This is a genomic window from Paramagnetospirillum magnetotacticum MS-1, assembly GCF_000829825.1.
Taxonomy (GTDB): domain Bacteria; phylum Pseudomonadota; class Alphaproteobacteria; order Rhodospirillales; family Magnetospirillaceae; genus Phaeospirillum; species Phaeospirillum magnetotacticum.
In genome coordinates this window covers 864,032-877,446 of the sequence record NZ_JXSL01000030.1, presented here as the reverse complement: position 1 = coordinate 877,446, position 13,415 = coordinate 864,032, and the positions used below count along the sequence as shown (strand labels likewise).

Sequence of the window (13,415 nt, the reverse complement as noted above, 5' to 3'; positions counted from 1 at the left end):
ATGGCCGGGCTGCGGCAGCTCTCTCTCAGCGGCGCCTATCTGGTGGGCGGAACCATCATCCAAGCGCTGATCGCCTTTGCCGCCAATCTGGTCCTGGTCCGCCATCTCGATCCCGCTGATTTCGGCCGTTTCGCCGTGGTCCAGGCGGGGGCCGGGCTGGTGCTGTCGCTGATCTCGCTCAGGGTCGGCACCCAGGTGCTGGGCGCGCCCGAGGCCGAGATGACCCTGGAAGTTCGCCGCCGCCTGTTCTCGGTTCTGGGCATCGAGACCCTGGCGGCGGGGCTGATCACCGTGCTGTGGCTGGCTACCAACGATGTCTGGCATTGGTCGGACCTGTTGCTGGTGGCGGCGGTGCTGATCGTGCATTGGAGCACCCATGACCGCACCTTCTTCGAACGCTCCATGCGCTATGGCCTCCTGGCCCTGATCGAGACCGGCACCAGCGTGGCCGGGCATGTGTTGGCCATCGCCCTCGTCTTGGGCGGAGCCGGGGTGGCGACAATCTATATCCGCGAGCTGTTCATCGCCCTGGCTGGCCTTGCCGTTCTTGGCGGTATGGGAACGCTGAGCTTCTATCGCCCTCATTGGCCGTCCTGGATGGAGTGGCGTCAGGTGCTGCGCAATGTGCGGGGCATCTGGCTGGACAGCGTGCTGGAAGGCAGCTTCCAGCGCCTCGTCCTGCTGGTGGTCAGCGCGGTCGGCGGGCTGACCGGCGCGGGGCTGTTCTATCAGGCCAACCGTCTGGCGGTGGTACCGCAGCAATTCCTTCAGCCCGTGACCTCGCGGGTGCTGTTCACCTGGCTGGCGCGCCAGGACGATGAGAGTGTGCGCCGGGCGGGATGCCGCAAGGCCCTGCTGTTGTTGGCGTTGCCACTCGGCGTGGCGGCGCTGGTGGTCTGGCTGTGGGCCGATCCCCTGGTTCCCATGATCTTCGGTCCCGCCTGGGCGCCCGCCGCCGCCATCCTGGCCGCCCTGGTCGGGGTCATCCTGGCGGTGTTGCCCTTCGAGGTCCTGCGCTCCTATGCGGTGGCGGCGCGCCGGGTGCGGCTGCTGCTGGTGGCGCGTCTGGTTCAGTATGCGGCATTCCTGCTGCCCTTAGCGCCGTTCTGGTGGAGCGGGGCTTGGGAGGTGCAGCCGGTGGCTTGGGCGCTGTCGGCGTCCTGCGTGGCCGCTTTTCTGGCCCTGGCCGTCCTGGTCCTGCGGCGGAGGGGCTGAGATGCGGGTCACAATCGCCGTGCACGGGCGCTTTCATGGCTTTGATCTGGCCCGCGAATTATGGGGCAGGGGCCGGTTGGAGCGGCTGATCACCACCTATCCCGCCTTTGCCGTTCGCCGGTTTCTGCCCGCCGATCTGCCGGTGCGGACCATTGCTTGGCTGGAGGCCTTGCGGCGTCTGCCCCTTGTTCCGTCGCCCGATCTCTTTATCGGCAAGGCCTTCGCCCGTTTCGTTGCCGCCAATCTGCCCGAGGAGCCGGGCATCCTGGTGGGTTGGAGCGGCGCCACCCTGGAAGCCATGGACCCGGCGCGCGCACGGGGGTTCCGGGTGGTGATCGAGCGTGGCTCCAGCCATATCCGCCATCAGGCCGAGGTTCTTGCGGCGGAGGCGAAACGCTTTGGCTTGGCCTCGGCCGGGGTCGATCCCCGCATGATCGAGCGCGAGGAGGCGGAATACGTCCTTGCCGATCTGATCTCGGTTCCGACCGGCTTTGCCCGCGATACCTTTCTGGCGCGAGGAGTGGCGGCGGAAAAGCTGGTGGTCAATCCCTACGGGGTCGATCTGGCGGGCTTTGCCCCTGCGGCCCATCGTCGGGAGTCCGAGGCGCCCCGCATCCTGTTCGTCGGCCGGGTGGGCCTGCGCAAGGGCGTCCCCACTCTGCTGGAGGCCGGGCGGCGGCTGAAAGGCGCCTGCGAAGTGCGTCTTGTGGGGCCTGTGGAGGCGGGCATGGACACCTTACTTGGTGCAGGCGGCGCCCATGTGGCGGGGCCGAAGCCGGGTGCGGCGCTTCCCGGCGAATACGCCGAGGCCGACATCTTCTGCCTGCCGTCACTGGAGGAAGGGCTGCCGTTGACCCTCTTGCAGGCCATGGCCTCTGGCCTTCCGGTGGTGGCGACACCCGAGACCGGGGCTGCCGACCTGATCACCCACGGTGTCGAGGGACTGATCGTGCCGTCGCATGACCCGGAGGCGTTGACGGCGGCATTGCGGGGCCTGGCCGCCGATCCCGAACGCCGCCGCGCCATGGGCGAAGCGGCCCGGCGACGGGTGGAGGCCGGATTCGGCTGGTCCGACTATGGAGAGCGGGCGGTGGCGGCCTATGACCGCTTGGTTCAGCGCCCGTAATCGTCCTCGACGCGGACGATATCGTCCTCGCCCACATATTCGCCCGACTGCACTTCGATCAGACGCAGCGGCACCTTGCCTGGGTTTTCCAGCCGGTGATTGGTGCCAGCGGGGATGAAGGTGGATTCGTTTTCGCGCAGCACGAAGGACGTGTCGCCGCAGGTGACCAGCGCCGTTCCCTTGACCACCACCCAGTGTTCCGAGCGGTGCCAGTGCTTTTGCAGGGAAAGTTTCGCCCCCGGATCGACGTGGATCTGCTTCACCTTGAAGCGCTCGCCCTGCTCGATGGTCTTGTACCAGCCCCAGGGACGCCAGCCGCGCGTGCCTTGGGTCGCCTCGGGGCGGCCCTCGCGCTTCAAGGCTTCGACCACCGCCTTGACCTCCTGGTCGCGGCTTTTGTCGGCCACCAGCACGGCATCGTCGGTGGCGATGACCACAAGGTTGCTCACCCCCACCGTGGCCACCAGATGGTCCTGGCTGCGCAGATAGCAATCGGTGGAATCCACCGCCAGCACATCGCCCAGGATGACGTTGCCGTCGGCATTGCGCGGGCTTTCCTGCCACAGCGCCGACCACGAGCCGATATCGGACCAGCCCATGTCGACGGGGACTACGGCTACTTTGTCCGAGGGCTCCATCACCGCGTAATCGATGGAGCGGCCCTCGATAGCGGCAAAGGTCGTCTCGTCCAAGCGGAAGAAGAACAGGTCGCGCTGGCCCTTGGCCAGGGCTTCGGCAGAGCCCGTCTTGATTCCGGGGGCGAATCGATCAAGTTCGGCCAGAAACAGGCCGACGGGCAGCAGGAAGATGCCGCTGTTCCAGGTGTACTTGCCAGAGGCCACATAGCTTTCCGCAGTGGCCAGATCGGGCTTTTCGACAAAGCGCTCGACCATGAAGCCGCCGTCCAGAGCCGCCCCGCGCTTGATGTAGCCGTAACCGGTATTGGGGCCGGTGGGCGTGATGCCGAAGGTCACCATGCACCCCTGGCGGGCCAGCGGCACGGCGATATCCACCGCGCGGCGGAAGGCCCCGGTATCGGCGATCAGGTGGTCCGACGGCATCAGCAGCATCAGGGCGTCGGGGTCACTTTCCGCCAGCATCAGGGCGGCCACCGCCGCTGCCGGGGCGGTGTTGCGGCCCACCGGCTCGATCACCACGGCACGGGGCTCGATGCCTTCTTCCCGCAACTGCTCGGCGACGATGAAGCGGTGCTCGAAATTGCACACCACCACCGGGGGGGCGCCTAGGCGCAGCGCGGTCTCCTGCAACAACGTGCGCTCACCCGTCAACTTGAGCAATTGCTTGGGCATCAGCTCGCGCGACAGAGGCCACAGGCGCGTCCCCGCGCCGCCGGACAGAATCACCGGAATGGGGCCGCTCATGAGGTTTTCTCCTTGTTGCGCCACCAATGGGCGGTGGCGTCCAGTCCCTCGTCCAGGGTCATGGGCGCCGACCAGCCGATCATAGCGGCCATAGTGCCGGACTCCACCTCCAACGAGGCGGTCAGGCGCTGTACGGCGGAGGTCTTGCCGGCCAGTCTTCCGGCGAAACGCATCAGGCCGACCGGAACGGGCAGCAGCCGGGCGGGACGCCCCAGGGCGCGGGCCAGGCGGCGGACCAGATCGGGCGAGGATAAGGCTTCGCCGTCGGCCAGGGTGAAGACCCGGCACTGCCCGGCGCCCGGAGGCTGGTCCAGGCAGGCGCGGATGGCGTCGGTGAGGTTGCCCAGTCCGATCAGCGAGCGGCGGTTATGGATGGCGCCCAGGGGCAGGGGAACGCCCCTGTCCACCAGCCCGATCAGGGAACGGAAATTGCCTTTTACCCCCGGCCCATAGACCAGGGGAGGACGCAGCACCGTCACCGCCAGACCGGTGCGCGCCGCGATCTCGGCCAACCCCCGCTCGGCTTCCAGTTTGGAGATGCCGTAGGGGTCCACCGGCGCGGCATTGTCGGGGCCGAAGGGGGTGCCGAAGGTTTCCTCGCCATTGGCCTTGATGGACGACAGGAACACCAGATGGCCGAGCCCCGCCGCCGCCGCCTGCTCGGCCAGACGCAGGGTTCCCGCCACATTGGCTGCACGGAACTCGGCTAGGGGATCGGTCGAGGTGTCGTGCATGACGTGAACGCGGGCCGCCAGATGGACCACGGCCTCGCAGCCGGTCACGGCGGGGTTCCAGTCCCCCGATGCCGACAAATGGGCAGCGGGCCGCGCCTCGATCCCCGGCGCCAGAGGGGCATTGGGCCGAATCGCTCCGCAGACGCAATGACCTGCCTCCAGCAGACGCAGGCCCAAAGCCTTACCGACGAAACCATTGGCGCCGGTGATCAGGACCTTCATCGCACAATGCCTCCGGCCCAGCGGGTGAACAGGGTCAAAAGCCCGCCGACCACCAGGATGGCCATCAGGCTTGCCGCCATTGGAAGCCCTGCCGCCGCCAGACAGGCGCAGCCGATCAGCAGCAGATTGCAAATCGCCACGGCGCTCGACACATGGGCGTGGCTTTTCCCGCCGCGCACGGCGCGCTGGTAGAAATGGCGGCGATGGGCCTGCCAAATCTTTTCGCCGTCTTTCAGGCGCCAAAGCAAAGTGATGGTGGCGTCGGCGAGATAATAGCCGGGCAGGATCAGGGCGGCGGCCAACTGGCCTTGCGCAGCCAGAGACAGAAGCAGCCCGCCCAGCACGAAACCGAGCGGAATGGACCCCGAATCGCCCATGAAGATCTTGGCCGGATGCCAGTTCCACACCAAAAAGCCCAACCCGCATGCCGCCACGATCAGGGCGGGGGGAATCAGGGCGCCATCGCCGGTGATGGCGGCCACCAGGGCCAGCCCCAGGCCGATTCCGGCGCTTTCCACGCCCGTTATGCCGTCGATGCCGTCCATGAAATTGTAGAGATTGACGAACCACAGCCAAGCCAACCCCACCAGAACCCGATCGGCCCATAGGGGCAGGGGCAGGATCACCGTGCCGCCCAAGCCCATCAGGGCGGCGGCGATAACGGCGGCCTGGACGGCGAAGCGGGGGCCGGGCGCTAGGCCCTTGCGGTCATCCAGCCAGGAGATGGCCATCAGGATCAGGGCGCCGGCGGCCAGCAGCACGGTCTCGCCGGGCACCGCATAGGCCACCATGATCAGGGCCAGGGCCAGAACCGGGGTCAGGCCGATCCCGCCGCCACGCGGCGTGGGCAGGCTATGACTGGACCGCTCATTGGGATGGTCGAGGATCTGCTTGTGGCGCAGCCAGGCCAGGACCAGCCGGGTGGAGGCGATACTGGCCGCGAATGTGGCCAGACCGGCCACCATTCCCGCCTGCCACGCCTCGGCCATATCCTAGTCCTCCAGGCTGATCCGCCGGCCCTCGGCCAGCGAATCCAGCACGGCGATGGTGGCCAGGGAGGTCTCGATCAGTTCGGCCTCGTCAACGGGGGCGGCGCCGCCCGAAGCCACGGCGCCCACGAAGGCGGCCAGTTCGGCCCGGTGGCCCTTGTCCTGCCCCAGGCTCTTTTCCACCTTTGTGGCGCCGCCCTTGGTGGTGGACAGCGACAGAAAATTATCGATGGTGACGATAGTTCCGCCAGCGAAACACTCGAAGCGTTCCTTGGACAGGGAGGTGTCGCCCTGGGCGGTGTAGATGATGGTGGCCAGAGATCCATCTGCGAAGGTCAGCGATACGGAGAGATCGTCGCAGACCCCGTGGGTGACGCGGGCGGCATCGGCCTGCACCGTCTTGATGGGCGCGCCGATCAGGGCACGGGCCAGATCCACGAAGTGGCAGACCTCGCCCAGGATGCGCCCGCCGCCCTCTTCGGCGGCATTGACCCAGCTTTCGGCGGGCAGGGCCCCGGCATTGACGCGCAGCACCGCCACTTTGGGGCCAAGATGGCGGGCCAGATGGGCGGCGGCCTTTTGGGCCATGGGGGCGAAGCGGCGGTTGAAGCCGACGGTGAAGAAGCCGTTGGAGGCTTGCCGCGCCGTGATCACCTGATTCAATTGGGCGCGGTCCAGCGCCAGGGGCTTTTCCACCAGCACCGATTTGCCAGCGGAAAGGCACCGCGCCACCATCTCGGCATGGTTGCCGTGGCGGGTGGCCACCAGCACCGCGTTGATGGACGTGTCGTTCAGCACGGCGTCCACGTCGGTGGTGGCATTGGCGAAGCCGAAGGTCTGCTGCCCGTGCTCAGCGGTCTGGCCGCGCTGGGTGCAGATGGTGCGCATCTCCACGCCGGGCAGCCGGGCCAGTTCGGGCAGCAGAACGGTGCGGGCGAAATTACCGGCGCCGATAACGCCCAGCACGCATTTGCCCGTGGCGGCGGCGGCAGGAGCGGCGAAAGCGGGGGCGGTGCAAACCCGCTCGGCATAATGCAGCACCACGCCCAGGGAGGGTTGCTGGCCGCCGGTGACCAGAGCATAGGCCTCCTCGGCCTGATCGAAATCGAAGCGGTGGCTGATCAGGGCGCCCACATCCAGGCGACGGGGCAGGGACGGGCTCATCAGGCGGACCACTTCGCGCAAGTTTTCGGTCTCGGTCCAACGCACCCAGCCCACCGGGTATTTGACGCCGCGTCCTTCGAATTCCTCGTCATAGCGGCCAGGGCCATAGGAGCGCGACACCGAAAGGGTCAGCTCCTTCTTCATATAGGCAGCGTAGTCGAATTCGGTGCCGGTCTTGCCAACCAGCACCACGCGGGCGCGGTCGCGGGCCAGTTCGGCGGCCAGGGCCAGTGGCTCGGAGGAATCGGTGGCCGCCGCGATCAGCACGGAATCGCAGCCCACGCCGCCCGACAGGGCGGCAACCGCCTCGGTAAGGCCGGGCTCGCCCAAGGTCCAGGTGAGTTCGGCGCCCATGGATTTGGCCAGGGCCAGGCGGTCGGGATTGACGTCCAGGGCGATGACCCGGGCCCCTTGCAAGGCCAGCAACTGCACCGCCATCTGGCCCACCAGCCCGACGCCCAGCACGGCGACCAGATCGCCCAACTGCGCGCCCAAGGACCGCACACCGGCCAGGGCGATGGCGCCCACCGTGCCGAAGGCCGCTTCCTCGTCGGGGACATCGTCGGGGATGGGCGCGGCCAGATTGCGCGGCACCACATTGAGCTCGGCATGATTGGCCAGACCGGCTCCGGCCATGGCGACCCGCTGGCCCATGGTGAAGGTGCCTTCCAGGCCACCGCCCACGGCGCTCACCGTTCCGGCAGCGGAATAACCCAGGGGCAGCGGCTCGTCGAGGCGCGCCATCACCGCCTTGAAGGTAGCCAGGATGCCGTCGCGCCGCGCCTTGTCCACCACCTTGCGCACCAGATCGGGCCGCGCCTTGGCCTTGGCGGCCAGACTCTTCTTGGCGAAATCGATGACCATGCGCTCGGTCCCGGCGCTGATCAGCGAGGCGCGGGTGGCGACCAGAAGGTGGCCGGTGCGCACGCGGGGCTCGGGGACCTGTTTCAGCGACAGCTTGCCGGATTTGGCGCTTTGGATGATCTGCTTCATGGCTTCTTCTTAACTCCGATCGGCCATGGCGTCGAGTATGCGCCGCTGCTTGCGGTACAAGACGTCGAGACCGCCCTCGACCGCCAGCCCCCGCCAGGCCTCGCCAGTCCCCAGATCGATATTGTCTCCGCGCAGGGCGAGCGGCGGCGTTGCCTTACTGTTGGGGCCCCGAACACCAGAGCGGCAATAGCGGTGATGCCGTCCGATCTCGGCCAGACTGGCGGCATCGATGGAGTCGATATCGCCGAAGGTGTAGGCGAACCAGTCCGGAATCTTGCCTAGCCGTTCGGTCAGGAGACGGGCGGCCCCGCCGATCTCCTCGGCGCGCTGATCGGGCGACAGCGTGGTCAGGCGCAGATGATGGCTGGTATGGCTGCCCATGGTGTGGCCCAGCGCCGCCAGCCGTTCGATGCCGTCCCAGCCCAGCAGCGGCTCGGGCGCCGGTCTTTGTCCGCGCAGGATATTGGCGGTGGCGGCGGCCGCGCGGGCCTCGGGTTCCAGCCCGATCAGGCCGGGGCAGACGAAGAACAGCGCCTTGATCCCCAGGGGGGCCAGGATGGTCTCGGCCACATCCAGATTGGAGGCGAAGCCATCGTCGAAGCTGAGCAGAACCGGCGATGGGCCCGGCGGCACCGGCCCACCGGCCAGGATGGCTTCGGCCTCGACTGGGGTGATCAGGCGTCGGGCCATGGTCAGATTCTGGACGAGGCGGGCAAAGACATCTCGTTTCGAGGTGGGAACGTCATGGAGAAGCAGGATGCGGAAGGTGTTCTCTTCGCCCAGGACTGGCCGAACCAACCGCCAGCCGGCCAGGGCCAGGGGGGCGATGGCGTCACGCAGGCTCACGGCTTGCGCCCCCAGGCCAGACCGGGGGCGGAAGCGACCTCGTCAACGCCCAGGCCGCGCAGCAGATCCGCCACTTCCCGGTGGTCCTGGCAGATCTCGTAATGGGGATTGAGCCAGTCGAAGGTATCCAACACCGTCCACTCGTATTGCTGTTCGGTGGTCAGTTCGGGTGGATGGGTGGCGCAGATGGGGGCGAAGCGGGTGAAGAAGCGGACCTTGGGAATGCGGCTCATCCAACGGGTCAGCGGGAAGAACAGCTTCACCAGGGTCTCGCACAGGGCCAGCAGCCGCTTTTGCTCCCAGCCGGGAGTGATGCGGCGCAGCGCGTATTTCACCACTTCCAGGCGGCGCAGCGGGTTCTTCTCGTAGAAATTATAGGCCAGCCGCCCCCCGGATTTGAGCAAGGGGGGAAGGGCGCGCATCACCGCGGGCGGATCGGGGGTGTGCTGGATTACCCCCATGCAATAGACCGCGTCGAAGACGCCGGGGCGGAATGGCAGGTTCAGCAGGTTGGCCTGGACCCAGGCCACTTCGCCGCGCTCGGGGGCCTTGCCCTGGGGCTCGTCGCAATTGGCGTGACAGGCGTCGATGGCGCGGCTTAAGTCACAGGCCACCACGCGGGCCCCCAATTGCGCCGCCACATCGGTGAAGCGACCCGCGCCGCAACCGGCGTCCAGGATCAGCTTGCCCTTGATCCAGGCGGGGTCCCAGCGGGAATCGGCCAGAAAGCGGCGCTCGGACAGGGGATGCCCCGCCAGCCGATCCACCTGCAGAGCGCGCCAGCGCGTCCATTGCCAGCCGAAACCCTCGGCATAGTTCTCGGAGGCCGCAACGAAACGGGGGATGCCGTTGACCACCGGCACCGACTGGCCGCAAGCAGGGCAGGCTAGGCCATCACCCTCGTGAACCAGCCTCGACTCGGCGTGACAGGAGGGGCATTGCAGCAAGTCAAGCAGCCAGGGCGTCATCACAGGGTCTCTTCGCAAAGGGCGGCATGGACCCGCTTGGCCCAGCCGCGCAAGGAGCTCTCGCCCAGCCATTGGGCCACGGGCACGAAAAAGCCGGTCTTGGGCCGCTCGAGGATGGCGGTGGGCAGGCCGGGATCGGCGCATGCCGCCATGTCTGCCTTACCCGGAGTCCTTCCTGCGGCGCGTAGGTCCAGCACGGCGTCCAGCAGATGCGTATCCACCAGGGGCACCCGGATTTCCAGGGAATGGGCCATGCCCGCCCAATCGGCGTCGCGCAGCAGCTGGTTGCGCATGTAGAACTGCATCTCCAGGGCGGAGATGGCGGCAACATCGTCGCCCAGACCGGCGGCGGCCCGTTTCAAATGCAGGCGAGGCGCCAGAGCTTCCAGGCCAATGCGCGCCATGTCCGCATCCATCACCTGGGGCAGTTCCCAAGGCATGAACAGACCGCGCCGCAACAGATAGGCGTCGGGTAGGGTGGTGCCAAGCTCCAGCAATCCGGCCAGTTTGGGCCGCACGAAATGACCGGCCAGCGCTCTGAAGCCCCGACCAAGGCCGGGAATGGCCCCTGACGGACCCAACACGGACACTATACGGGGAATGGTGGTGAAATTGTCGTAGCCAGCGAACAATTCGTCGCCGCCCAGGCCCGACAGCGCCACTTTCAGCCCCGATTCCCGCGCCGCACGGGCCACGAACCACACATTGACCCCGTCGATGGTCGGCTGATCCATGTCAGCCAGGATCTGATCGCGACACGCCGCGAAATCACCGCCCGGAATGCGCCGGGTGATGTGTTCGGTTGCGTAATGACGCGCGGCCAGCTCGGCCAGGGGGGCCTCGTCCTTGGGCGTTCCGGCGAATTCCTCGAAAGCCAGGGTGACGCTTTTGACTTTTCCCGTGCCCAGTTTGGCTGCCATGGCGGCGAGCGTGGTGGAATCGCGGCCAGCCGACAGGAAGACCCCCACCGGCACATCAGCCACTAGATGATGGGCCACGGAGTCTTCCAAGGCGGATTTGAGATCGGCGCGGGGGGCTTGGCGCGGGCGGCGCAGTTCGGCGCCCAAATCAAAGAAAGCGCCCGAATCTCGGCGGCCATCCAGGCCCCACCTCTCCCAGGTGCCGGGCTTTAAGGCCCGGATGGAGCGGTAGAGGGTGTGGGGTTCGGGCACATGGCCCCACAGGAAGAATCCAGCATGCCCGGCCGGGTCGGGGGCGGTCTCGATGCCGCCACCGGCCAGCAGGGCCTTGACCTGGGAGGCGAGGCGCACTGTCCGCCCGTCATCGGCAACATACAGTGGTTTGATGCCCAGCCCGTCGCGAGCCGCCAGTATGCCACCCCGTTCCCCATCCCAGATCGCCAGGGCGAACATACCTCGCAATTGGGCAAGAATGTCCGGCCCCAGAAGGCGGTAGCCCTCCAGGATCACTTCAGTATCGGAATGGGAGCGCAAGCGGACGCCCTGCTGCTCGAGGCGCAGGCGCAGTGCACGGTAGTTATAGATCTCGCCGTTGAAGACGATGGCGGTCTTGCCGTCATCGGCAATCATGGGTTGGGCGCCGGGCTCTCCCAGCTCGATGATGGACAGGCGGCGGTGGCCCAGCCGGACCCGCCCTTCTGCTCCGCTCCACACGCCCTCGCCATCGGGGCCGCGCCGGGTCATGGCGCCGGTCATGCGTGCCAGTTCGGCCGCGTCCGGGGGTGGCGCGTCGGCTCGGTAACTGAAAAGCGCGGCCAGACCACACATTGCTTCGAAGGTTCCGCTAATGAGATGCCGCCAGTCCTAGCCGATTTTTGATTCTTGTTCCAGGGCGGCAAGACAAGCTTTCGGCTTGGAGCGGCGGGCCGCGTCGGCTAAGTATGGGGCACATCTGGCAAGCCCGAGCGGGGAATGAAGGAAAAGCTGTCGCGCGCCCATATCGCTTTCGTCCATGACGTGGTCATGGCGGCGGTCTCATTCTGGGCGGCGCTCAACCTGCGTCTCGGCGAAGACATGTGGCTGCTATGGAAAAGCGGCGATCTGGCGGCCGGAACCATCCTGTTCGTGGCTATCGCCATTCCTGTGTTCATTTCCCAGCGCCTCTACCGTGGCGTCTGGCGCTATGCCTCGGTCAACGACATGGCTGCCCTGGTGCGGGCCAGCACGCTGACCGTGCTGATTTTCATGGCTCTGCTGTTCCTGATCACCCGGCTCGAGGCCCTGCCGCGTTCGGTTCTGATCATCAACTGGTTCGTGCTGTTGGCCCTGCTGGGTGGGCCGCGCTTCCTTTACCGGACCTTCAAGGACAAGGTGCAGGCCAGCCGCCTGCTGCGCAGCGACGCCATTCCGGTCCTGCTGGTGGGCGCCGGTGACGAGGCGGAGTTGTTCATCCGCGCCACTCGCTCGACCGATGCCGAATATCGCGCCGTCGGCTTGGTCAGTGAACGCGGCGGTCGGGTGGGCCGCAACATCCACGGCATCGATGTGCTGGGGTCCACCGATGAGCTGGAACAGGTGGTGGCTGCGCTGAAATCCAGGGGCGAGGCGCCGCAGCGCCTGATCATCACCGATCACCGCCTGGACGGCTCGGTGGTGCGCGAGATGCTGGACGCCGCCGATCGTTTGGGCATGACCCTGGCCCGTATTCCCCGTCTGACCGACCTCAAGGACGGGTTGGCCGAGCATCTGACGCTCCGGCCCATTGCCGTCGAGGATCTCCTGGGACGGCCGCAGATGGCGCTCGACCGCGCCGGAATGGAGGCCCTGATCAAGGGCCGCCGGGTGATGGTTACCGGGGCGGGTGGTTCCATCGGCTCGGAACTGGTGCGCCAGATCGCCGATTTCGGACCGTCGCTGCTGGTGCTGTTCGAGGCCTGCGAGTTCAACCTGTATTCCATCGACCAGGAACTATCCCAGCGCGATGGCGGCCCCGAGCATGTGCCGGTCCTGGGCGATGTGCGCGACGCGGTGCGGGTGCGTTCGGTGATGGCGATCCACCAGCCGGAACTGGTGTTCCACGCCGCCGCGCTGAAGCATGTGCCCATGGTCGAGTACAACCCGGAGGAAGGTGTTCTCACCAATGCCGTGGGCACCCGGATCGTCGTCGACGCCTGCATCGAGGCGGGTGTGGCGCTGATGGTGCAGATCTCCACTGATAAGGCAGTCAATCCCACCAATGTCATGGGCGCGTCCAAGCGGGTGGCCGAGATGTATGCCCAGGCCCTTGATCTGGCCGCAGGCGCAAGGGAAGACGGCACGCGCTTTGTCACGGTGCGTTTCGGTAATGTGCTGGGCTCCACCGGCTCGGTGGTGCCGCTATTTCAGAAGCAACTGGCGGCTGGCGGCCCCATCACCGTCACCCATCCCGACATGACCCGGTACTTCATGACGGTCAGGGAAGCGGTGGAACTGGTGCTGCAGGCCTCGGCCTTCGGGGTCGGACATCCCGATTACCGCGGCAAGATCTTCGTTCTCGACATGGGCGAACCGGTGAAGATCGTCCATTTGGCCCGACAGATGATCCGTCTGGCCGGTCTGCGTCCCGACAAGGATGTGGAGATCGTCTTCACTGGCCTCAGGCCCGGCGAAAAGTTGTTCGAGGAAATCTTTCACGGTGCCGAGCCGCCGGTGCAGACCGGCCAGCCCGGCGTGCTGGTCGCGGCGCCCCGGGCCGTTGACGCAGAGGAGTTGGGGATTGCCATCGCCGATCTGGCAGAGGCATGCCGCGCCCACCAACCCGAGCGGGCAATGGCCGTTGTGCGTCGTCTGGTGCCGGAGTATTCCCCGGCAAGCTGA

At 66.9% G+C, this 13,415-nt stretch carries 10 protein-coding genes; 3 read left to right on the top strand and 7 right to left on the bottom strand.

Annotated elements, in window-relative coordinates; all coding sequences use genetic code 11:
* Complete coding sequence (locus CCC_RS16640; RefSeq protein WP_009870450.1) at positions 1-1,215, top strand: oligosaccharide flippase family protein; 1,215 nt, start codon at positions 1-3, stop codon at positions 1,213-1,215.
* 1 nt (position 1,216) lies between these two features.
* Complete coding sequence (locus CCC_RS16635) at positions 1,217-2,341, top strand: glycosyltransferase family 4 protein (RefSeq protein ID WP_041042104.1); 1,125 nt, start codon at positions 1,217-1,219, stop codon at positions 2,339-2,341.
* On the opposite strand, the gene CCC_RS16630 is transcribed toward CCC_RS16635, so the two are convergent.
* The 7 genes from CCC_RS16630 to asnB are packed head-to-tail and all read right to left on the bottom strand — an operon-like array spanning position 2,329 to position 11,387.
* Positions 2,329-3,723, bottom strand: a complete 1,395-nt coding sequence (locus tag CCC_RS16630) for a mannose-1-phosphate guanylyltransferase/mannose-6-phosphate isomerase (RefSeq protein WP_009870452.1) — start codon at positions 3,721-3,723, stop codon at positions 2,329-2,331. The genes CCC_RS16635 and CCC_RS16630 overlap by 13 nt on opposite strands.
* Positions 3,720-4,679 (bottom strand): UDP-glucose 4-epimerase family protein, encoded by a 960-nt coding sequence (locus CCC_RS16625; protein ID WP_009870453.1) that lies wholly within the window; start codon positions 4,677-4,679, stop codon positions 3,720-3,722. The genes CCC_RS16630 and CCC_RS16625 overlap by 4 nt, the downstream gene beginning before the upstream one ends.
* The gene (locus tag CCC_RS16620; protein ID WP_009870454.1) at positions 4,676-5,668 is read right to left on the bottom strand and encodes an MraY family glycosyltransferase; all 993 of its coding nucleotides are present in this window, start codon (positions 5,666-5,668) and stop codon (positions 4,676-4,678) included. Before CCC_RS16620 ends, CCC_RS16625 begins: the two co-directional genes overlap by 4 nt.
* Positions 5,669-5,671: 3 nt before the next feature.
* Complete coding sequence (locus CCC_RS16615; protein WP_009870455.1) at positions 5,672-7,825, bottom strand: bi-domain-containing oxidoreductase; 2,154 nt, start codon at positions 7,823-7,825, stop codon at positions 5,672-5,674.
* A gap of 9 nt (positions 7,826-7,834) precedes the next feature.
* Complete coding sequence (locus CCC_RS16610; RefSeq protein WP_009870456.1) at positions 7,835-8,671, bottom strand: polysaccharide deacetylase family protein; 837 nt, start codon at positions 8,669-8,671, stop codon at positions 7,835-7,837.
* Positions 8,668-9,639, bottom strand: a complete 972-nt coding sequence (locus CCC_RS16605; protein WP_041042102.1) for a methyltransferase domain-containing protein — start codon at positions 9,637-9,639, stop codon at positions 8,668-8,670. Before CCC_RS16605 ends, CCC_RS16610 begins: the two co-directional genes overlap by 4 nt.
* Entirely contained in the window at positions 9,639-11,387 is a 1,749-nt protein-coding gene (gene asnB / locus CCC_RS16600) for an asparagine synthase (glutamine-hydrolyzing) (protein WP_009870458.1), read from the bottom strand. The genes CCC_RS16605 and asnB overlap by 1 nt, the downstream gene beginning before the upstream one ends.
* A gap of 144 nt (positions 11,388-11,531) precedes the next feature.
* Between asnB and CCC_RS16595 the strand changes: the two genes are divergently transcribed.
* The gene (locus CCC_RS16595) at positions 11,532-13,415 is read left to right on the top strand and encodes a polysaccharide biosynthesis protein (protein WP_041042100.1); all 1,884 of its coding nucleotides are present in this window, start codon (positions 11,532-11,534) and stop codon (positions 13,413-13,415) included.

Excerpts from the sequence above, each read along its gene's own strand:
- asnB (WP_009870458.1), bottom strand. The coding sequence starts at position 11,387 with ATGTGTGGTCTGGCCGCGCTTTTCAGTTACCGAGCCGACGCGCCACCC.
- CCC_RS16595 (WP_041042100.1), top strand. The coding sequence starts at position 11,532 with ATGAAGGAAAAGCTGTCGCGCGCCCATATCGCTTTCGTCCATGACGTG.
- CCC_RS16615 (WP_009870455.1), bottom strand. The coding sequence starts at position 7,825 with ATGAAGCAGATCATCCAAAGCGCCAAATCCGGCAAGCTGTCGCTGAAA.
- CCC_RS16635 (WP_041042104.1), top strand. The coding sequence starts at position 1,217 with ATGCGGGTCACAATCGCCGTGCACGGGCGCTTTCATGGCTTTGATCTG.
- CCC_RS16640 (WP_009870450.1), top strand. The coding sequence starts at position 1 with ATGGCCGGGCTGCGGCAGCTCTCTCTCAGCGGCGCCTATCTGGTGGGC.
- CCC_RS16605 (WP_041042102.1), bottom strand. The coding sequence starts at position 9,639 with ATGACGCCCTGGCTGCTTGACTTGCTGCAATGCCCCTCCTGTCACGCC.
- CCC_RS16620 (WP_009870454.1), bottom strand. The coding sequence starts at position 5,668 with ATGGCCGAGGCGTGGCAGGCGGGAATGGTGGCCGGTCTGGCCACATTC.
- CCC_RS16625 (WP_009870453.1), bottom strand. The coding sequence starts at position 4,679 with ATGAAGGTCCTGATCACCGGCGCCAATGGTTTCGTCGGTAAGGCTTTG.
- CCC_RS16630 (WP_009870452.1), bottom strand. The coding sequence starts at position 3,723 with ATGAGCGGCCCCATTCCGGTGATTCTGTCCGGCGGCGCGGGGACGCGC.